The following is a 19,771-nucleotide window of genomic DNA, read 5'->3' on the forward strand; positions in this document are numbered from 1 at the left end:
AGAGCCTTGTGGAAAAGGACCTTATAAACGCCAATGGGTGTATTGATGTTTCGCGAGGAAGGAAGCCAGGGCGCTCATCCGCGGAGGGAAAAGGCCTTAGTTCCTGTTGGCATGAAAACAATTACATGAAACCAGGGTTTCACAACAAGCTGGAAGCTGAGCAATTCTTATTGCTCAGCTTCTTTTGACGATGAGGAATCTTTAGTGCCTGGCGTATCATCGGGGTGCGGATCAATCGTATGCTTATAATCGTATCCTTTCGATATAGCAGCCCAGAAGGCTCCAGCAATTCCAAGTACGATGGCAATACATACGATCATAACTAAGGTAAAAGTCATACGTATCCTTCTTTCTTTATTCATTGTAAAAAGAAGGAGGGGAAATCCCCTCCTTCTTCAAATATAGTCCCAGTGTAACATGCTGGATGACTAAAGATTTGTTTTTTCTTTTACAAACTCAACGACCTCTTCAGAAGTACCCTTTGAAAGAATTTCATCTTTAAATGATGCAAGCTTTTTCTTGGATAAATCTTTAATTTGAGTACGGGCCGGCAGAATAGAGGTTGCACTCATACTGAATTCATCTAATCCAAGTCCAAGCAGGATTGGAATTGCGATTTCATCTCCAGCCATCTCACCACACATTCCAGCCCATTTACCTTCTGCGTGAGCAGCTTCAATAACATTATTGATCAGACTTAAAATAGCCGGGTTATAAGGCTGGTACAAGTAAGATACTCGCTCATTCATACGATCTGCTGCCATTGTATATTGAATGAGGTCGTTTGTCCCGATGCTGAAGAAATCAACTTCCTTAGCAAATTGACGTGCAATTACAGCTGTGGCAGGGATTTCAACCATCATTCCTACTTCAAAGGATTCTGCTACTTCTTGTCCTTCATCTACCAGCTTTTGCTTTTCTTCGTCAAGAATAACTTTAGCCTGGCGGAATTCTTCAAGGGTAGCAATCATAGGGAACATGATTTTTAAGTTGCCATGCACACTGGCACGCAGCAAAGCGCGCAGCTGTACTCGGAAAATATCGTCGCGTTCTAAGCATAAGCGGATAGCGCGGTAGCCTAAGAACGGATTCATTTCCTCCGGCAGATCTAAATAATCTAACTCTTTATCTCCGCCAATGTCCAACGTACGTACGACAACAGGTTTTTCTCCCATTTGTTTTAAGACAGAAGAATAAGCGTCATACTGCTCTTCTTCTGTAGGAAGCTGGTTTTTGCCCATGTATAGGAACTCCGTGCGGTATAAACCTACACCCTCGCCGCCGTTGTTAAGTACACCTGCAATATCTTCCGGTGTGCCTATATTAGCTGCTAGTTCAACGTGCTGCCCGTCAGAAGTAATCGTAGGCTCATCTTTAAACTTAGCCCATTCTTGCTTCTTCTTCTCAAAATCCTGCTGTTTTTGTTCATACTTGCTAATTTCGTCGGAAGAAGGATCAATTATTACATCACCATCGATACCATCTACGATAATCATGACATCTTTGTCAGCTTTACTCGTAATTTCTTTTGTTCCAACAACTGCTGGAATCTCTAAAGAACGAGCCATAATAGCAGAGTGGGATGTGCGCCCGCCGATATCCGTTGTAAACCCTTTAACAAATTCTTTATTAAGCTGTGCTGTATCTGAAGGAGTCAAATCGTCTGCTACGATCACTACTTCTTCGTTAATAAGCGCCGGATCAGGGAAGGTGACGTTGAGCAGGTGTGCCATTACACGTTTAGTAACGTCCTGAATGTCGGCAGCACGCTCGCGCATGTATTCGTTATCCATTCCTTTAAACATGTCAATAAACATGTTGGCTGTTTCATCTAACGCTGCTTCTGAATTCACATTGTCAGCTTTAATTTTATCCTCGATCGGCTTAATGAGTTCAGGATCACTTAGAACCAGCAAATGCGCGGAGAAGATTTCTGCATGCTCATCACCCAAAGATTTTTTTGTATGGGCTTTAATTTTTTCCAATTCCTGCTTGGAAATATCTAAAGCGTCATGTAGTCTTTTTATTTCTTGATCTGGATTATCTACTTTTGTCTTGTTGTAAGAAAGGTCTGGGGCTTCCAGACGGTATACTTTCGCAATTGCTATACCACTGGAAGCTGCAATCCCTTGTAGCTGTGTCATGCTGTTATTCCCCCAACCCTTCATTCTTCATTGTAGTCGCCATGTGATCAATAGCTTCCTGCTCGTCGCTTCCTTCAGCTGTGATTTTTACATCAGCGCCAGCTGGGATACCAAGGCTCATAATACCCATAATGGATTTTAAGTTAACAGCCTTCTCTTTGTAATGAAGGTTAATATCTGACTCATACTTCCCTGCGTTTTGTACAAGTACAGTAGCTGGACGAGCATGTACGCCGTCTGATGATGTAATGTTGAATGTTTTTTCTACCATTTTAATTCCTCCTCAAAATAAGTCTCTTTTGAAAGATTACCCTAACTCTATTATTTTAAGCTTTTCTTAGGTCTTTTTTCAAGGTTCCTACAATAATTGCTGCAACGATTGAACCAATTAAGATAGCTAATATATATAAGGCGGCCTGAATAAACCCACCTTCAACGAGACCAATTACAACGATTCCTCCGTGTGGAGCTGTTAGTCCAATGCTGAATAACATCGTAAGAGCACCTGTTAAAGCTGACCCAATGACCATGGAAGGAATAACTCTCGCAGGGTCGGCGGCAGCAAATGGTATAGCCCCTTCTGTAATAAAGAATGCACCGAGCGCATAGGCTGTTTTTCCTGATTCACGCTCCTGCTTCGTAAATTTATTTTTGAAAATCGTTGATGATAAAGCCATTGCTAAAGGCGGTACCATACCGCCAGCCATAGCCGCAGCGATAATAGAATAGTTACCTGCATCCAATGTGGCAATTCCAAATGTGTAAGCGGCTTTATTAATTGGCCCTCCCATATCTACTGCCATCATACCGCCAATGATAATTCCTAGAAGAGCTACGTTAGCTCCACTTAAGCCTTCTAACCAGTCCAGTAAGCCTGTATATATACTGGTTAATGGTGGATTGATCAGAAGCATAATCATTCCTGTACTGAAAATAGCTAATACTGGATAGAAAAGAACCGTCTTCAATCCATCCATCATAGCTGGAAGACCTTCAAGCAGCTTCTTAATAAACAGAGTTAAATAACCAGCTAAGAAACCTGCAATTAAACCACCTAGAAAGCCCGAGCCTCCGTCGGCACCTTCTACACCTGAAGTTGTGGCAATTAACCCACCGACCATACCAGGTGCAAAGCCTGGACGGTCAGCAATACTTGAAGCAATAAAACCAGCCAGTACAGGGACTAGTAAGAAGAATGCGTTACCTCCGCCAATTGTATTCAGCATTTCAGCAAAACGATTGTATTGTTCACTTTCAGGATCTGCCGAATTAATTCCAAAGAAAAAGGAAATGGCGATAAGGATTCCACCGCCCACAACAAACGGGAGCATGTTGGATACACCGTTCATTAAATGTTTGTAAATACCAGTTCGTTGTTTACCTTCTCCAGTCGATTCAGAGCGGCCACCTTCGTGGTGATAAACTGGTGCATCCTGATTCATGGCTTTTGTAATTAATTCTTTAGGTTCATGAATGGCTTTAGCTACAGGAACTTCAATGACAGGTTTCCCATCAAATTCACTCATATCAACGTGAGTATCGGCAGCTACAATAATTGCGCTGGCTTCTTTAATATCTTCAGGCTTCAGCTTATTTTTTACACCGCTGGAACCATTCGTTTGAACTTTAATATTTATGCCCATTTCTTTCGCTGTTTCTTTTAATTTATCCGCTGCCATATAAGTGTGGGCAATCCCTGTCGGGCAAGCAGTTACGGCAAGCACTTTTCTTGCTGGTTCTGCAGATTCTTCAGTTTCTGCGTCATTATATTCCGCTTCTTTAGCATTAATCGCTTCTATTACGTCATCTTCAGTTTTAGCCGTTTCCAGTTTCTCACGGAAGTTTTTATCCATTAGAAATGAAGAAAGGCTCGAAAGCGTTTCTAAGTGTGCTTGATTAGCACCTTCTGACGCTGCAATCATAAAAAATAAATTCGTCGGCTGGCCATCGAGTGACTCATAATCTAATCCTTCCTGGGAACGACCGAAAGCAATGGCTGGCTCTTTAACTGCAGCCGTTTTGGCGTGTGGGATAGCAATACCTTCTCCAATTCCGGTAGTACTCTGCTGTTCACGTTCTTCAATAGCCTTCTTATAATCGTCACGGTCATTTAGTTTACCAGCTTGATCAAGCTTTCCTATTAATTCATCAATAGCTTCTGGTTTAGAGGAAGCTGTCATGTTTAATAAAATTGTATCTTTAGTTAATAAATCAGTAATTTTCATTTTATAGACCCTCCTTTATAGAAATAGGGGATATTTCAATTTGATCCTTTAGCAGATCTGCATCTTCTTTGTGGCATAAATCATCTTGAAATGCCGTAGCACTTCCTGTTGCCACACCGCTTCTAAAGGCTTCATTAACAGATTGTCCCTGACTGACGGCTGCAATAAAACCGGACACTACAGAATCGCCTGCCCCTACAGAGTTCTTCACCTTACCATGAGGAACCGTGGCGAATAATTGCTCTTCTTTACTGACATAAACAGCCCCTTTACCACCCATGGAAACTACAACATGTTCTGTGCCTTTCTCCACAAGTTTGCTTGCGTAGCAGGCAGCTTGTTCTTTAGTTTCAATTTCTGTATTGAACAATTCTCCAAGTTCATGGTCATTCGGTTTCAAGAAATATACGGGTTTTCCAATTAACTGCTTTAAAGCATCTCCGGAGGTGTCCGCTACAAGTGGAACGTTCTTAGAAGCACATATGTCAGCAATTTGAGAGTAAAAATCTTTTGGCAGTGAAGAAGGCACACTGCCAGCTAAAATGAATATATCCTCAGGCTGTAAGGATTTGATTTGTTGAAAAAGAGAACTGAGCTGATCTTCTGAGACGTTTGGACCTGGTCCATTAATTTCAGATTCTTTATCACCTTTAAGCTTTACGTTAATTCTCGTATAATCTTTTGTATTTACAAAGCGGTGGGAAATAGTTTCCTTATCAAGGAAGTCAGTTATAAATTGTCCTGTGAATTCCCCTATAAACCCTAGAGCGGTAGTGGAGACCCCCAGCCGTTTCATTACACGGGAGACGTTTATACCTTTCCCTCCAGGGTAGTACATTGCCTTGTGAGCTCTGTTAAGCTCTCCCAGCTGAAACTCCTCCACATGCATAATGTAATCAATAGAAGGGTTTAATGTACAAGTGTAAATCATGATGTCACAACCTTTATATTCGTTTTTTCCAGGATTTGCTCCAGCAAAGCACCCTTATAATTCGTAATAATATTTGCTTCTGAAATGGGAGTAATGTGTGAGAATGTAACTTCATTAAATTTGGAAGCGTCAATCAGCATATGTCTGGCTTGAGAGAGTGTAAGAGTCGTTCTCTTTATTGCAGCTTCTTCAGGGTCAGGGGTAGTATATCCATCCTCAAGACTGACTCCGTTAGCTCCCATAAAGCAATGATCGAACCGGTACTGTGAGAGGTTCTGAAGGGCGCTTGCACCGACAACAGCTTGTGTTCTTCCTTTTACAAAACCACCGAGTACATAAGTAGGAATACTATGGGTGGCTAAAGCGTCCAAATGCGGTAATCCGTTAGTTACTACTGTGATTTTCTTGCCTGCCAGGTAAGGGACCATCTCATACGTTGTTGTTCCTGCGTCTAAAAATATAGACTGTCCGTCTTCTACAAGTCTGGAAGCTTCTTCTGCTATTAATACTTTCTCAGCATGATGCTGGGATCGCTTTTCCCCGATGCTTGGCTCTTCAATAGACGGTCTTCGCAATGAAGCCCCGCCATGAACCCTGCGTAATTCCCCATGTTGCTCCAACTGGTCTAGATCTCTGCGGATTGTGGATTCTGAGGCACCTGTAGATTCAACTAATTCTTTTAATTTAATCGTGTGATGCTTGTTAAGGAGCTCCAAAATGAATTGGTGACGTTCCGGTGTAAGCAACCCGTTGCCCCCTTTCGTAATACTTGTTAATTCTATTGTAAAGTAAGCCCTTACAAAAATCAATCATAAACATTCAAATTCATTCAAAATAAATCATTCCAACGATCAAAAACAATCACGGGGATCTCTTACTATAATCTTGTTGCTGTATATATTGTTTTGTGCTACATTTAAAATAGTTTATTGTGCGTCTTTGGGAGGTGTGGCATATCATGGAAACACTTGCAATTACATTATTAGCTATAGATACGATCGTATTAATTGTTCTTGTGCTGCTGCAATCTGGAAAGAGTGCAGGTTTGTCCGGCGCAATTTCTGGTGGCGCTGAACAGTTGTTCGGCAAACAAAAAGCTCGGGGAATAGATGCAGTACTCCACAAGGCAACGGTTGTTACAGGCGTATTGTTCTTCGTACTTGCTTTTTTATCTGCCTATATTTTAGGATAAGTAAATATCTGCAGCGAAGCCGTGCATGTGCACGGCTTTTATTATTGGTGTGTGTAATGCAGCTGAATACTTATGGAGGATTAGTACCAGGTACTGAGGGCATAATGGTGGATAGAGAGCATTATACGACGTCCCGGTACCTGGAGCAGAGAATATTAATTCAAATTGGAGAATTTAATAAAAGCAGAATTCATAGATGAGATTAAAGTAAAGGAGATAGAAGATATATGAAAATTAAGCACCCAGAGCCATTTACTTTTGAAGGTGGAGATAAGGCGGTTCTTTTACTACACGGTTTTACCGGCCATTCTGCTGATGTGCGTATGTTAGGCCGGTTTCTTCAGAAAAATGGCTATACATCACATGCACCCATTTACCGTGGTCATGGGAAAGAGCCTGAAGCTTTAATAGACGCTACACCCGACCAATGGTGGAGTGACGTTGTGGACGCACTTAACTACCTTCGGGAAGAAGGATATAAGGATATTGCCGTAGCGGGATTATCTTTAGGTGGAGTTCTTGGGTTAAAACTTGCATATTCTGAACAAATTAAGGGTATTGTCACGATGTGCAGTCCTATGTTTTTCGATAACGAAGAGCAATTAACTCAAGGCTTCCGCTTTAAAGCAAACCAGTACAAGCAATTAGAGGGAAAAGATGAGGAAACGATCAAGCAGGAAGTTGAAGAATTAATGAATGAGTCTAAGGAGATGTTTAAACAATTGGGAGATTTCATCACAAGTGTTCATGATGAAGTTGATCAAATTTACACTCCTGCTTTAGTCGTTCAAGCTGAACAAGATGAAATGATTAACATAGAAAGTGCTGATTATATTTACGAAAATGTAGAAACTGATCATAAAGACATTAAATGGTACAAAAACTCTGGCCACGTAATTACAATGGACAAAGAAAAAGAACAGCTTCATGAAGATATTCTAGAATTTTTAGAGTTACTGGACTGGTCCTGAAGGTTAGAGTCTTGTTCCTTAAAATAAGGAGGAAAGATAATGAACCCAGAATTAAAACAACAAATATTGCAGTATTTTAATGAAACAGCCTCAAAACCTCTATCTGTCCAGGATCTGGAAGAGGTTCTGGAACTTAACGACTCTCAAGAATTAAAAGTGTTAATGACAGCACTCAATGAATTGGAAGAGGAAGGTGAACTTGTCCGTACGCGTAAAAACCGTTTCGGTCTGCCTGAGAAAATGAACCTCATCCGGGGTAAAATTCAAATGCATGCGAAAGGTTTTGCCTTTCTTATTCCCGATGACGATGCTAAAGACGATGTTTATTTACATCATTCTGACCTTAATTCGGCTATGAACAATGACAAAGTCCTTGTTCGGGTAGAAAAGAGAGACGAAGATGGAAACCGGCCTGAAGGTACTGTGATCCGTATTCTGGAGAGAGCGACCACCCGCGTTGTAGGCACATACGAATCAAGTCGTAACTTTGGTTTTGTCGTTGCTGATGATAAGAGAATCCCTCATGACATTTTCATACCTAAAGCACAAGTCAACGGAGCAGTGGATGGGCACAAGGTAATTGTAGAAATTACTAAATTCCCGGAGGAGCGGATGAGTGCAGAAGGAGAAATTGTTGAAATATTAGGTCACAAAAATGATCCCGGTATTGATATTATCTCTATTATTCACAAGCACGGAATTAAAACGGATTTTCCTGAAGAAGTATTAGAGCAGGCGGGGCAGACGCCTGATCAAATTTCTGAAAGCGAGATTAAAAACCGACGAGATCTCCGCAATGAAACCATTGTAACGATTGATGGTGCTGATGCTAAAGATTTAGATGATGCTGTTACAGTGAAAAAGCTGGACAACGGCAACTATAAATTGGGTGTTCATATCGCGGATGTCACATATTACGTAGAAGAGGGCTCACCCATCGATAAAGAAGCGAGGGAGAGAGCGACTAGTGTTTATTTAGTCGATCGAGTCATACCGATGATCCCTCATCGTCTATCGAACGGAATATGTTCCCTTAACCCCCAGGTTGATCGTTTGACGTTATCCTGTGAGATGGAAATTGATTCAAAAGGTGAAGTTGTAGGGCACGAAATTTTCCAAAGTGTAATTAAAACGAATGAAAGAATGACTTATAAAGATGTGAACTTGATTTTAGAAGAAAATGATGAAGTGCTGACAAATAAGTATAAAAATCTCGTGCCGATGTTTACGGAAATGGAAGGTCTGGCGGCTACACTTCGTAAAAAAAGATTCAACCGCGGGGCAATCGACTTCGACTTTAAAGAAGCTGGTGTCATTGTTGATGATGAAGGTAAAGCGATAGATGTAAAGCTGAGAGAACGCTCTGTAGCTGAACGTCTTATTGAAGAATTTATGCTGGCTGCAAACGAAACAGTGGCTGAACATTTTCATTGGATGGACGTCCCTTTTATACACCGTATTCACGAAGACCCTGATGAATCGAAGCTTCAGAATTTCTTTGAATTCGTAGCTAATTTAGGTTATTCCGTTAAAGGAACTGCAGAAAATGTGCACCCGCAGGCGCTTCAGAAAGTTCTGGAATCCGTTAAAGACTCTCAGGAAGAAATGATCATCTCCAAGCTGATGCTGCGTTCGATGCAGCAGGCGAAATATGACCCGCAAAGTCTCGGACACTTTGGATTATCGACCGAATTTTATACTCACTTCACATCGCCAATACGGCGTTATCCGGACTTAATCGTTCACCGTTTAATCCGTACGTATTTAGTTAATAAAGAACTTGATTATAAAACAAGGAAGCATTGGAAGGACCAGCTGCCAGATATAGCGAAGCATTCTTCAGAAATGGAAAGAGCGGCGGTCGATGCGGAACGTGAAACGGATGACTTGAAAAAAGCGGAATATATGCAGGATAAAATTGGAGAAGAGTATGACGGCGTCATCAGCTCTGTGACAAGCTTTGGTCTGTTTGTGGAACTGCCGAATACGGTAGAAGGTCTGGTACATGTAAGTACTCTGACCGATGATTATTATAATTTCCAGGAAAAGCAATTTGCTATGATTGGTGAACGAACAGGGACTATGTATCGTATCGGTGATGAAATTACGATCCGGGTCTCCAATGTTAACTTAGATGAGCGGGTAGTTGATTTTGAAGTTGTAGGGATGAAGCCGCGCCCGCAGAGAGAACGCCCAGCAAGACCTAAGCAAATCGACGCAAAAGGCCCGGATGATAAAAAGAAGAAGAAAAAGAAACAAAAAGGGAACAAACCTTTTTACAGAAATAAAGGAGTTCCTAAAAAAGGACGGAAGAAAAAGAAATAAAAAAGTAAAACGCGCTGTTGTTTATTCAGCGCGTTTTCTTATGACTAATGCTTGTAAAGCACCCAGGGCTTTTGAACATCGTATGGTGACAGGTCGGGAATTTTTCTAAAACCTTCTTCTGAAATATCAATCCAGCACCCGGTATTTTCAGGGTTTTGCTGCCAGTGATGAAGAATTGTCTCAAAAAATCCCGGCTGCTCATAATGATCATTCCAAAAATATTTAGTATGCGAATATTTATATTTCTTTTGATCATTCTTTATGAGTACAAACCTATCTCCAGAAGGATTCATGTACAAATGAGCATCGTGTAAATAATGGTCAGTGAAAAAAGCGGGATCGTAAGGAAAAGGGTAATAGCATTCATATGGAAATAAACCTAACTCGTTTGATTCTATTGAGAGAAGGATCTTTCTTTTCGTTTGTGTTCCAGCTATTTCTTCCCAGATTGGGCCGGGGGTGTGGCTGCTGAGAGACGCTGGTTTAGTTAAGGTTAAGCAATGAGTAACTTTGTCTGGAGTGAATCCCGATTTTTCAAGGAGCCGCCGCGCGGATAGGTTGTGTACGTGGGTATTAGCTCCTATCCACTTTATATAATTTTTATCTTTAATATGTTCAATGACATGCTTAAGGAGATCCGCTGCAAATCCTTTACCACGATAACGCATATCACTGCGGAGCCGGCCGATCATGGCAAACTGGTTTTGACCGAATAGACTATAGCCTGCAAGTGAAATCAGGCGGTTCCCCTGGAAAAGGCCAAACAGACCTTGTGTTGAAGAATGGATTAACCGATCAAAAATGTGAATGACATAATCATCCTCAATGCCTGTTTTCATCTTTTCTAATGCGGGCAGGTCGTCCACCTTCAATCGGCGGACTTGAAGAAGCTGCTGATTCATTCAATCAGCCCCCTTTACTTATGTAGTTTTAAAAATATACTCTCACAATGTCCATTATAATTCTATTAAGATGAATTCTTTCAAAATTGGATTAGCCTTGCTTTTTTGATACAATTAATGAAGCTGAATTAGGAGGAAACCGTTATGCCAAGAGGTAAAGGTAAAACCATTGCACAAAATAAAAAAGCCGGTCACGATTATTTTATAGAAGAAACCTTTGAAGCAGGAATTGTTTTACAAGGGACTGAAATAAAATCTATTCGTGCAGGCCGGGTAAACTTGAAAGAGAGCTTCGCCCGGATCAGCCGGGGTGAAGTTTTTATTCATAATATGCATATTTCTCACTACGAACAAGGGAATATCTACAATCATGAACCGACAAGAAGTCGTAAGCTGCTCATGCACCGAAAAGAAATTAACCAGCTGATCGGCGCCACCCAGCAAAAAGGGTATGCACTCGTGCCGTTAAAGCTTTATATTAAAAATGGTGTAGCCAAGCTGTTAATCGGTTTAGGTCGAGGGAAGAAAAAATATGACAAACGGGAAGACTTAAAGCAGAAGCAGGTGAAGCGTGAAATCGACCGTGCGATTAAAGACAGCCTAAAGTAGTATAGGGTTGAATTTATTTGTATTTGTGATATAATAATTGATGTCGTAAAAGTGATATTGAAGTGAGCTTGAGGCTCCCATTTTAATCCTAACGGGGACGTTACGGATTCGACGGGGATAGGTCGAGCTCGGGTTGCAGGTCGAGGCGACGACTCGTACAACGTCATTTGCCTAAAATAACTGGCGAATCTAACGATAACCTAGCTGTAGCTGCGTAAGTAGTCTATAGCTGATCCTTCCTGGCATCGCTCGTGTGCCAGATCGAAGGGTCTCAAACTGAAGCGGGCTACGCGTTCTTCCACCACCTGAGGAAGGACGAAGAGACTAATCAGGTTAGCTCCTTTGAAGCCTGTTGGTAGGCTGAAGAGTGAGTGAAATATAATATATCAACTAAGCTTGTAGAAGCCCGAGTGCCGATATCTCCGGACGTGGGTTCGACTCCCACCGTCTCCACCAATACATAATTGGTGGTTTTTTTATGAATTTTTTTAAAAAGGGATATGCTGTGATTCAACTATATAATATTAAAGTTACGAGATAAACAGGAAAAAGACGAGAAAATTGGAATATGGGGGATGATGAAATCAGTGAAAGACCCCGAAGTGAACCGATCACTTTCCACTTTTATTCATTTTCTTGAAGGAATGGGCAGCGGGTTAAAAGCAAAGTAATGCTAAAGAGGTGGAGACGTGAAAGAATTTGTAGTTAAAGTTAAAGAAGTAAACAATGGGCAAGAAGATAGCCTAAAAAAACATGTAGCGGCTGTTTGGGGAGTAAGAGAAACCAAGATAAATTCTACCCTCGGTGAACTTGCAGTTATCTACAACGAAGAAGCAGCATCACCGGTTGATATTAAGCAAGCTGTCATGGACAGTGGTTTTATCATAGAAGAATAAATAAAAAAGAAGAACGTCCTTAGCCGGGCGTTCTTTTTTAGGAAAAAATGAAAATCTATTATTAATAATAGATATAGACAAATCCCTCTTTTTTGCTTAGTAAGGCGTTTAGCCATTCATATAAGCAATTCCTGCATATGGTATTTAGAGACGTCTCCTAAAAAAAGATAGAGGGAGGGGAAATAAAATGATTCTAACTACTCTAGCTGCACTCTTGATTACAGTTCTGCTGCTGCTGGCGTTACTAATTGCGCTTCTTCTTGGTTCCGAGGAACAAAGAGACATTATCATTCAAGCAATTACTGATATTCTTGCAACTATCGGTTAATTTTAATTAACTTCAAGCGAGTGTCCCTCTCGAGTCCTCAAGGAAGCTGTACAGGGCTGCTTTGAGGACTTTTAATTATACGATATTCAATTAATCCAGGAGGAGTGAATGTGAAATGAGTAAGTTTAAGAAAGAAAAATTAGAAATGAATGGAATTATGGATCTAGCGTCTAATTTACTGGGGCAGCTGAAGGATCCGAAAAATAAAGAAGCCTTAGAAGGCAAAGTTGAACTTGAAGCCGACACGGTGGAAAGAGCTGAACAATCAATTAACTCTCTGTTAAATAACTTTGAAGTTGAAGAAGACGCTGCTAAATCAGGGAGCTTCCTGAAAGAAGTTCAAAAATTCAATCAACAAGTTCAAGATTTGAAACAACAGATGAATGATGTTCGTGCTCAATATTCTAAAGTATCTAATTTGATTAAGAAAAAATAGACCATTGTGCCTGAATAAGAAAAGCATAAGTGCGTCACATATGCTTTTCTTATTCCATTAAAGCACACGTTATTGGAAGAAGGAATAGACATTGGTTACTTATTTAGGGGATGCGAATCAGCTTTTGTGAAATCGCACTCTTTTCCTCTGAAGTTTTTACAATCTTCCGGGATTGATTCTTCATTTAAACTGCCCAATTTTGAGCAACTTTAAATGAGTTATTTTGTGTATAAAAGAACTATGACGATTGGCATGTGTAAATATGATTACATGCAATTTAAGCGAACCATTGCTAAAATACATCAAAATCTATCAATATTATTAAAAATTAGTTGACAGCGCTTACACAATAAGGTAGATTGTAAACAACAAGTTAACTATGTGACGGAGATTAGGAGACTCACACAAGATTTAGTACTGCACGATAACTGCAGCTTACTTTATTTTTGTGTGGGTCTCTTTTCTTATTCCCATAGTTATCATGAAAAAAGGAGGAAAAAAACTATGTCGGAATTTGCAGCCGAGTTGATTGGTACAATGATTCTTATCATTTTTGGCGGCGGTGTAGTAGGCGGAGTTGTACTGAAGGACTCAAAAGCTGAAGGTGCTGGCTGGGTAGTGGTCACGATTGGGTGGGGTCTTGCAGTGGCTATGGGAGTTTATGCTGTGGGGAATTTCTCTGGAGCGCATATTAATCCCGCCGTAACCTTAGGGTTTGCTGCTGTGGGAGAATTTGAATGGGCCAAAGTACCATTGTACATTACAGCTCAAATGATTGGTGCTTTTATAGGTGGAGTTATCGTATTTTTAAACTATCTCCCTCACTGGAGAAAAACGAGTGACCAGGGTGCGAAGCTTGCTGTTTTTTCTACAGATCCTGCCGTCCGCAGTCCTTTCTCAAACTTAGTAAGTGAGATGGTTGGTACCTTCGTATTACTTATGGGCTTGTTGTTTATCGGGGCAAATGATTTTACTGATGGGTTAAATCCTCTTATAGTCGGGGCGCTGATCGTAGCCATAGGTATGTCACTCGGAGGGGCAACTGGATATGCAATTAACCCGGCGCGTGATTTAGGACCGCGAATCGCTCATGCATTACTGCCGATTCCTGGCAAGGGAGGATCAGACTGGGGATATGCCTGGATTCCTATTGCTGGCCCTATTCTTGGAGGGATCTACGGTGCAGTTTTCTATCAAGCATTGTTCTTAGGGGATTTTACTCCAGTCTTCTGGGGTTTAAGTGTAATTATGGCAGTTATTTTAATAGGTGCTGCTTCATCTGAACTGAAAAAAGGAGAAACAAAGGCCGATCAAATTGAAGAAAAAGTAGGTTAAAAAAAACGGAGGCGATCTTAAATGAGTGAAAAATTTATTCTATCATTAGACCAGGGGACAACTAGTTCAAGAGCTATTTTATTTAATGAAGCAGGAGAAATTATTGAAACAGGGCAGAAGGAATTTGAACAGTTTTTTCCAAAACCGGGCTGGGTTGAGCATGACGCGAATGAAATATGGACTTCAGTTCTTGCATGTATAGCAGACGTACTAAGGAAATCAGATGTTGAACCAGATCAAATCGCAGGAATAGGTATAACCAACCAGCGTGAAACCACTGTAGTGTGGGACAAGCATACTGGTAAACCGATCTACAAAGCAATTGTTTGGCAGTCACGTCAAACTGAGGATATTTGTAAAGATTTGCGGGCTCAAGGACATAACGACCTTTTCAATGAGAGAACTGGACTGCTGCTCGACCCCTATTTCTCGGGTACGAAAGTGAAGTGGATACTTGATAACGTGGATGGAGCACGCCAAAAAGCTGAGAATGGCGATTTGCTGTTTGGCACTATGGACACATGGATTGTTTATAAATTATCCGGCGGAAAGACTCATATAACTGATTATTCAAATGCTTCAAGGACACTGATGTTTAATATTTATGATCTTAAATGGGATCAGGAATTGCTGGATATTTTAACGGTTCCTAAAAGCATGCTTCCCGAGGTGAAACAGTCCTCTGAAGTGTATGCGAATACAGTCGATTACCATTTCTTCGGTCATGAAGTCCCAATTGCCGGGATCGCTGGAGATCAGCAGGCTGCATTATTTGGACAGGCCTGCTTTGAAAAAGGAATGGCGAAAAATACTTATGGCACAGGCTGCTTTATGTTGATGAACACGGGAGAAGAAGGAGTTAAATCTGAACGGGGACTGCTGACTACTCTGGCGTGGGGAGTAGATGGTAAGGTTGAATATGCTTTGGAAGGAAGTATTTTTGTAGCAGGTTCAGCCATTCAATGGCTGCGGGATGGATTGAAGCTGATTGATAATGCTCCGGCCAGTGAGAAGCATGCACTCAATGTGGAGTCGACGGAAGGGGTGTATCTTGTCCCGGCTTTTGTAGGGCTCGGAACACCATATTGGGATAGTGACGCACGTGGTGCGATGTTTGGTCTAACAAGAGGTACGTCCAAAGACCACGTCATCCGTGCCACTTTAGAATCACTCGCTTACCAGACGAAAGACGTACTTGATGCGATGATTGCAGATTCAGGGATTGATTTAAAAACGCTGCGGGTCGATGGAGGTGCCGTAAAAAACAACTTCCTTATGCAGTTTCAAAGTGACATATTAGGTGTACCTGTAGAACGTCCTGTTGTCCAGGAAACTACGGCATTAGGCGCTGCGTATTTAGCTGGACTTGCTGTGGGGTATTGGAAGGATAAAAGCGATATCGCGAAGCAATGGAATATTGAAAAAACCTTTACAAACGAAATGGAACAATCTGAGCAGGATCAATTATATAGTGGCTGGAAGAAGGCAGTTGCAGCAACTCGTGAATTCAAATAAAAAAGGGCCCTTAAGGGGCTCTTTTTTGTGTTTAACAATTGAAATTAGACTTTTAAGTTCTTAAGAACATCAAACAGCTGCATTCCTTCAGTAACAAAATTTGAATTAGTCATAATGTCTGTAACATCACTAAGGTCAACATTCATGAGTACAAGCACGGCGACCAAAAATAATAAAAAGTTATCTCCTTCTTCAGTAGTGGATGTACCCTCTTCCAGTTGTTCTTCTAATTCCTTAACTTGTGCTTCTAACTCGTAAATACGCTGATATGTCTCAAAAGCGGACATAGGAGAACCCCCTTTTCCTTTTTCTCTATCCTATGAATACCTTGAGGCGAAAGAGAGGGTATCTGTCTTATAATTTTTAAAAACTAAGCTGAAGGACATTCGGATGTTAATAATTCACGAAAAATTTCTGATAACTTCCTGCTATCAGTATCGCGAATACAACCAAAATCTTGATTGAAACTAAGGCGCGGTTGAACGAAATTAAATGTACTAAAATTCACAGCATTATTTGAAGCTTTCGGCAAATCGTCATTACGATGATGCATTAGATGATAAACAAAAGATCTGACTGGCACAGACAGTCAGATCTCCATTTAATCTTCTCCTATAATTCGTACTTCACGTTCTAAGTCAACTCCAAACCTTTCCTTCACCGTTTTTTGAACGTGTTCTATGAGGGAAATGTAATCTGTGGTTGTCGCATTATTCTTATTTACGATAAATCCGGCATGCTTCGTAGATACTTCCGCTCCTCCAATATTCTTCCCCTGCAGCTGGCTGTCTTGAATAAGCTTTCCTGCAAAATATCCAGGCGGACGCTTAAACACACTTCCGCAGGATGGATACTCTAACGGCTGTTTTGATTCTCTTTTATATGTTAAGTCGTCCATCACTTCTTTGATTTCTTCATATTTTCCTGGCTTTAAGCTGAAAGTGGCTTCAATAACGATGTCTTTTTCTCTCTCGATGTTACTTGTTCGGTAATCGAGCTCTAATTCAGAAGCAAGCCGTTTAACTAAATTCCCTTGTCGATCAATTACGTAGGCATAATCGAGCACATCTTTGATTTCTCCTCCGTAGGCTCCTGCGTTCATATATAAGGCTCCTCCTACTGTACCTGGTATACCGCAGGCAAACTCCAGGCCAGATAATCTTTCCTTAAGAGCGTGGCGTGAGGTATCAATGATCCGAGCTCCGCTTTGAGCAACAATGGTGTTTCCATCCGTTGAGATATCATCCAGGTTTTTAAGGCTGATGACGATGCCGCGTATGCCCCCATCTTTAATAATTAAGTTAGAGCCATTGCCGAGGAGGGTAAAAGGGATGTTTTCTTCATTCGAGAACTTTACTACATTTTGAATTTCCTTGAAGTTTGTTGGCGTAATGAAAAAATCTGCTTTCCCGCCCAGCTTTGTATAAAGGTGTTTCTTAAGTACTTCATTAACTTTAACGTTATCTTTCTTCACCAATTCCAGTAATTTATTATAGATTTTTTGTGATTCCATTCATATCAGTCCTATTAAATAGTTTTCTCCTTAAGCAGTTTATAACAAAATCAAGGCAATTCAAAGCATTTTAACAAAAATGACTTATTGTAATAGTGGAGGGATTATGTAATAAAGGTGAATTCTTTCTCATTTACTCTTTTTTATTATATGGATTTTCTGGAAAAAGTTACAGCACATCAACCTGTGTAAGCGCTTTATTTAAAAGAAAGTTGTCTATATTCAGAATATTGATTGCGAACTTTAGTCGAAATCTGTATCATCATTGTAAGTAGCTTTAATTTTACTTTGAATGCACTTATATATGGAAGGATGAGCTTAATGGATGAGAAAAAAGATCTGCGTATTAGAAGTAAAGTCATCAGTGAAGGGGTAAACCGGGTACCGAACCGTTCCATGCTTCGTGCTGTAGGCTTTAAAGACGAAGACTTTAAAAAACCGATGATTGGTATAGCAAGCACGTGGAGCGAGGTTACACCGTGTAACGTACATATTGATGACCTTGCTAAAGAAGCAAAGTCTGGGGCATCCAGTAATGGCGGTGCTCCTATGATTTTCAATACGATCACGGTGTCTGACGGTATTGCCATGGGGCACGAGGGCATGCATTATTCTCTCCCGAGTCGTGAGATTATCGCTGACTCTATCGAAACAGTTTCCAACGCAGAACGCCTGGACGGTGTAGTAGCTATCGGCGGGTGCGATAAAACAACTCCAGGATGCTTGATGGCAATCGGACGAATGAATATTCCTTCCGTGTATGTGTACGGCGGGACGATCCAGCCAGGTAAATTAAAAGGAAAAGACATTGATATCGTTTCTTCTTTTGAAGCTGTCGGCCAATACCACGAAGGTAATATCAATGACGAAGAACTGCATCAAGTTGAATGTAATGCCTGTCCTGGAGCTGGAGCATGTGGCGGCATGTACACAGCTAACACAATGGCATCCGCAGTAGAAGCTTTAGGAATGAGTATTCCTGGTTCATCATCGACTCCAGCTGTTAATGATTATAAAGAACAAGAATGTAAACAAGCCGGTGAAATGGTCGTTGAGCTTCTCGAAAAAGGGATATATCCGCGCGATATTATGACGAAAAAGGCATTTGAAAATGCAATCACTGTTGTAATGGCTTTAGGCGGTTCTACTAATGCGTTTTTACATTTAACGGCTATGGCTCATTCTACCGGGGTAGATTTATCTCTGGATGATTTCGAACGTGTACGTCAGAATGTTCCTCACCTTGCTGACATGAAGCCAAGTGGAAAATATGTGATGCAGGACCTTTACGAAGCAGGCGGTGTACCAGCTGTAATGAAAGTCCTATTGGAAGAAGGACTGCTTCATGGCGATTGTCTGACGGTTACAGGAAAAACGCTGGCTGAGAATTTACAAGAGGCCGAGTCTTTAAAAGAAGGACAGAAGGTAATTGTACCTTTTGATAAGCCGATTAAGCCAAATGGTCCGTTAGTCCTACTTAAAGGAAATCTGGCACCAGAGGGCGCAGTAGCTAAAATGTCCGGACAGAAGGCCAGTCGTTTTGAAGGTCCTGCTCGTGTGTTTGACAGTGAAGCGGAAGCGACGACAGCAATTGTTGAAAATCAGGTAAAAGAAGGAGATGTGGTCGTCATTCGCAACGTGGGTCCTAAAGGAGGACCCGGCATGCCTGAGATGCTCTCTATTACAGCAATGATTGTAGGTAAAGGGCTCGGAGGAAAAGTAGCTCTTCTTACAGACGGTCGTTTTTCTGGCGGTTCTCATGGTTTTGTAATCGGTCACGTTGCTCCCGAAGCTGCTGCAGGCGGTCCTGTAGGCTTATTAAAAGAAGGCGACACCATTACGATCGATAGTGAAACACAGCAGATTAATTTTGATGTAACAGATGAAGAGCTTGAACAAAGACGGAAGGAATGGGTGCGGCCTGAACCGAAGCATAAAACAGGTATGCTTGCCAAATATACGCGACTTGTTTCTTCATCAGCCAAAGGTGCAGTAACTGACCTTGATTTAGATTAATAAACAACTAAAAAACCCTTCAGCTTGCAGAGAAACCTATGTTTTCTCTGCAAGCTTTTTTTATACCTTTAGAGGGACAATTTTGGCATTATGGCTGAGCAAGCAAGCCTCCTGCAAAATTAATAAGGTTTGAAAATCAACGTGTGAACAAATAGTTTTTTTATCAGCAGCCGAAAGACCAATGCATAAAATTGCCGATTTTCCAGACAGCTTGAAGAATTTTAAAAGCTCATCTTTCTATGAACGAGTTTAGTTATAAAGACACCGTGAATATTACAGTTAACATCATATTCAAGCACTGATCAGGGACGCTGTTACCGGCGTTTCTTTTTTTATGGGGTGGAAAGTCAGATTAAGTAACGATTGATAACAATAGCTGAATATGCCTAATAAACCAGAGTGAATCAATGAGCTTAAATTAACAAGTGAGACA

Annotated in this window: 20 protein-coding genes and 1 other RNA gene; 12 read left to right on the plus strand and 9 right to left on the minus strand. The window is 41.0% G+C overall.

The genetic code is table 11. The features are described from left to right. Positions 1–167 precede the first annotated feature (167 nt). The 6 genes from ytzI to LF822_RS14650 form a co-directional block, all read right to left on the minus strand. Complete coding sequence (gene ytzI, locus LF822_RS14625) at positions 168–338, minus strand: YtzI protein (RefSeq protein ID WP_253924800.1); 171 nt, start codon at positions 336–338, stop codon at positions 168–170. Between the two features lie 90 nt (positions 339–428). Next, positions 429–2,144: a phosphoenolpyruvate--protein phosphotransferase gene (ptsP, locus tag LF822_RS14630; RefSeq protein WP_253924801.1), complete on the minus strand. Its 1,716-nt coding sequence runs from the start codon at positions 2,142–2,144 to the stop codon at positions 429–431. Positions 2,145–2,148: 4 nt separating this feature from the next. Next, positions 2,149–2,415: a phosphocarrier protein HPr gene (locus LF822_RS14635; protein ID WP_253924802.1), complete on the minus strand. Its 267-nt coding sequence runs from the start codon at positions 2,413–2,415 to the stop codon at positions 2,149–2,151. Between the two features lie 55 nt (positions 2,416–2,470). After that, positions 2,471–4,369, minus strand: coding sequence for a PTS fructose transporter subunit IIABC (locus LF822_RS14640; RefSeq protein ID WP_253924803.1), 1,899 nt, complete (start codon positions 4,367–4,369; stop codon positions 2,471–2,473). Position 4,370: 1 nt separating this feature from the next. Then, positions 4,371–5,300, minus strand: coding sequence for a 1-phosphofructokinase (gene pfkB / locus LF822_RS14645; RefSeq protein ID WP_253924804.1), 930 nt, complete (start codon positions 5,298–5,300; stop codon positions 4,371–4,373). Further along, a complete protein-coding gene (locus tag LF822_RS14650) occupies positions 5,297–6,046 on the minus strand; it encodes a DeoR/GlpR family DNA-binding transcription regulator (RefSeq protein ID WP_253924805.1) in 750 nt (249 codons plus the stop codon). The genes pfkB and LF822_RS14650 overlap by 4 nt, the downstream gene beginning before the upstream one ends. Before the next feature lie 212 nt (positions 6,047–6,258). Between LF822_RS14650 and secG the strand changes: the two genes are divergently transcribed. From secG to rnr, 3 genes are all read left to right on the plus strand, one after another. Next, positions 6,259–6,492: a preprotein translocase subunit SecG gene (gene secG / locus LF822_RS14655; RefSeq protein WP_253924806.1), complete on the plus strand. Its 234-nt coding sequence runs from the start codon at positions 6,259–6,261 to the stop codon at positions 6,490–6,492. Between the two features lie 227 nt (positions 6,493–6,719). After that, a complete protein-coding gene (locus tag LF822_RS14660) occupies positions 6,720–7,463 on the plus strand; it encodes an alpha/beta hydrolase (RefSeq protein WP_253924807.1) in 744 nt (247 codons plus the stop codon). A gap of 39 nt (positions 7,464–7,502) precedes the next feature. Next, positions 7,503–9,788, plus strand: a complete 2,286-nt coding sequence (gene rnr, locus LF822_RS14665; protein WP_253924808.1) for a ribonuclease R — start codon at positions 7,503–7,505, stop codon at positions 9,786–9,788. Between the two features lie 44 nt (positions 9,789–9,832). Here the strand turns inward: rnr and LF822_RS14670 are convergent, their stop codons facing one another. Then, positions 9,833–10,690, minus strand: a complete 858-nt coding sequence (locus tag LF822_RS14670; protein WP_253924809.1) for a GNAT family N-acetyltransferase — start codon at positions 10,688–10,690, stop codon at positions 9,833–9,835. Positions 10,691–10,834: 144 nt separating this feature from the next. Here LF822_RS14670 and smpB point away from each other — a divergent pair, with 144 nt between their 5' ends. The 8 genes from smpB to glpK all read left to right on the plus strand — a co-directional run bounded on the left by smpB (position 10,835) and on the right by glpK (position 15,809). Further along, positions 10,835–11,299 (plus strand): SsrA-binding protein SmpB, encoded by a 465-nt coding sequence (gene smpB, locus LF822_RS14675; RefSeq protein WP_253924810.1) that lies wholly within the window; start codon positions 10,835–10,837, stop codon positions 11,297–11,299. Positions 11,300–11,392: 93 nt separating this feature from the next. Beyond that, positions 11,393–11,755: a transfer-messenger RNA gene (gene ssrA, locus LF822_RS14680) on the plus strand. A gap of 65 nt (positions 11,756–11,820) precedes the next feature. Then, positions 11,821–11,970: a DUF1641 domain-containing protein gene (locus LF822_RS14685; protein ID WP_371925926.1), complete on the plus strand. Its 150-nt coding sequence runs from the start codon at positions 11,821–11,823 to the stop codon at positions 11,968–11,970. Between the two features lie 18 nt (positions 11,971–11,988). Further along, positions 11,989–12,195, plus strand: a complete 207-nt coding sequence (locus LF822_RS14690; protein WP_253924812.1) for a hypothetical protein — start codon at positions 11,989–11,991, stop codon at positions 12,193–12,195. 187 nt (positions 12,196–12,382) lie between these two features. Then, positions 12,383–12,523 (plus strand): hypothetical protein, encoded by a 141-nt coding sequence (locus tag LF822_RS14695; RefSeq protein WP_253924813.1) that lies wholly within the window; start codon positions 12,383–12,385, stop codon positions 12,521–12,523. A gap of 115 nt (positions 12,524–12,638) precedes the next feature. Next, entirely contained in the window at positions 12,639–12,959 is a 321-nt protein-coding gene (locus tag LF822_RS14700) for a hypothetical protein (RefSeq protein WP_253924814.1), read from the plus strand. A gap of 450 nt (positions 12,960–13,409) precedes the next feature. Further along, positions 13,410–14,294, plus strand: coding sequence for an MIP/aquaporin family protein (locus tag LF822_RS14705; protein ID WP_371925927.1), 885 nt, complete (start codon positions 13,410–13,412; stop codon positions 14,292–14,294). Between the two features lie 21 nt (positions 14,295–14,315). Next, complete coding sequence (glpK, locus tag LF822_RS14710) at positions 14,316–15,809, plus strand: glycerol kinase GlpK (RefSeq protein ID WP_253924816.1); 1,494 nt, start codon at positions 14,316–14,318, stop codon at positions 15,807–15,809. A 44-nt stretch (positions 15,810–15,853) separates the two neighbouring features. Here glpK and LF822_RS14715 read toward each other — a convergent pair whose 3' ends face one another. Then, positions 15,854–16,096, minus strand: a complete 243-nt coding sequence (locus tag LF822_RS14715) for a hypothetical protein (protein WP_253924817.1) — start codon at positions 16,094–16,096, stop codon at positions 15,854–15,856. Positions 16,097–16,410: 314 nt separating this feature from the next. Further along, positions 16,411–17,322: a UDP-N-acetylmuramate dehydrogenase gene (murB, locus tag LF822_RS14720; RefSeq protein ID WP_253924818.1), complete on the minus strand. Its 912-nt coding sequence runs from the start codon at positions 17,320–17,322 to the stop codon at positions 16,411–16,413. Positions 17,323–17,643: 321 nt separating this feature from the next. On the opposite strand from murB, the gene ilvD reads away from it, so the two are divergent. After that, entirely contained in the window at positions 17,644–19,338 is a 1,695-nt protein-coding gene (gene ilvD, locus LF822_RS14725; protein ID WP_253924819.1) for a dihydroxy-acid dehydratase, read from the plus strand. Positions 19,339–19,771 lie beyond the last annotated feature (433 nt).

The organism is Halobacillus sp. A5 (assembly GCF_024189315.1).
Taxonomy (GTDB): domain Bacteria; phylum Bacillota; class Bacilli; order Bacillales; family Halobacillaceae; genus Halobacillus_A.

Excerpts from the sequence above, each read along its gene's own strand:
- ytzI (WP_253924800.1), bottom strand. The coding sequence starts at position 338 with ATGACTTTTACCTTAGTTATGATCGTATGTATTGCCATCGTACTTGGA.
- ptsP (WP_253924801.1), bottom strand. The coding sequence starts at position 2,144 with ATGACACAGCTACAAGGGATTGCAGCTTCCAGTGGTATAGCAATTGCG.
- LF822_RS14635 (WP_253924802.1), bottom strand. The coding sequence starts at position 2,415 with ATGGTAGAAAAAACATTCAACATTACATCATCAGACGGCGTACATGCT.
- LF822_RS14640 (WP_253924803.1), bottom strand. The coding sequence starts at position 4,369 with ATGAAAATTACTGATTTATTAACTAAAGATACAATTTTATTAAACATG.
- pfkB (WP_253924804.1), bottom strand. The coding sequence starts at position 5,300 with ATGATTTACACTTGTACATTAAACCCTTCTATTGATTACATTATGCAT.
- secG (WP_253924806.1), top strand. The coding sequence starts at position 6,259 with ATGGAAACACTTGCAATTACATTATTAGCTATAGATACGATCGTATTA.
- LF822_RS14660 (WP_253924807.1), top strand. The coding sequence starts at position 6,720 with ATGAAAATTAAGCACCCAGAGCCATTTACTTTTGAAGGTGGAGATAAG.
- rnr (WP_253924808.1), top strand. The coding sequence starts at position 7,503 with ATGAACCCAGAATTAAAACAACAAATATTGCAGTATTTTAATGAAACA.
- LF822_RS14670 (WP_253924809.1), bottom strand. The coding sequence starts at position 10,690 with ATGAATCAGCAGCTTCTTCAAGTCCGCCGATTGAAGGTGGACGACCTG.
- smpB (WP_253924810.1), top strand. The coding sequence starts at position 10,835 with ATGCCAAGAGGTAAAGGTAAAACCATTGCACAAAATAAAAAAGCCGGT.
- LF822_RS14695 (WP_253924813.1), top strand. The coding sequence starts at position 12,383 with ATGATTCTAACTACTCTAGCTGCACTCTTGATTACAGTTCTGCTGCTG.
- LF822_RS14700 (WP_253924814.1), top strand. The coding sequence starts at position 12,639 with ATGAGTAAGTTTAAGAAAGAAAAATTAGAAATGAATGGAATTATGGAT.
- glpK (WP_253924816.1), top strand. The coding sequence starts at position 14,316 with ATGAGTGAAAAATTTATTCTATCATTAGACCAGGGGACAACTAGTTCA.
- LF822_RS14715 (WP_253924817.1), bottom strand. The coding sequence starts at position 16,096 with ATGTCCGCTTTTGAGACATATCAGCGTATTTACGAGTTAGAAGCACAA.
- murB (WP_253924818.1), bottom strand. The coding sequence starts at position 17,322 with ATGGAATCACAAAAAATCTATAATAAATTACTGGAATTGGTGAAGAAA.
- ilvD (WP_253924819.1), top strand. The coding sequence starts at position 17,644 with ATGGATGAGAAAAAAGATCTGCGTATTAGAAGTAAAGTCATCAGTGAA.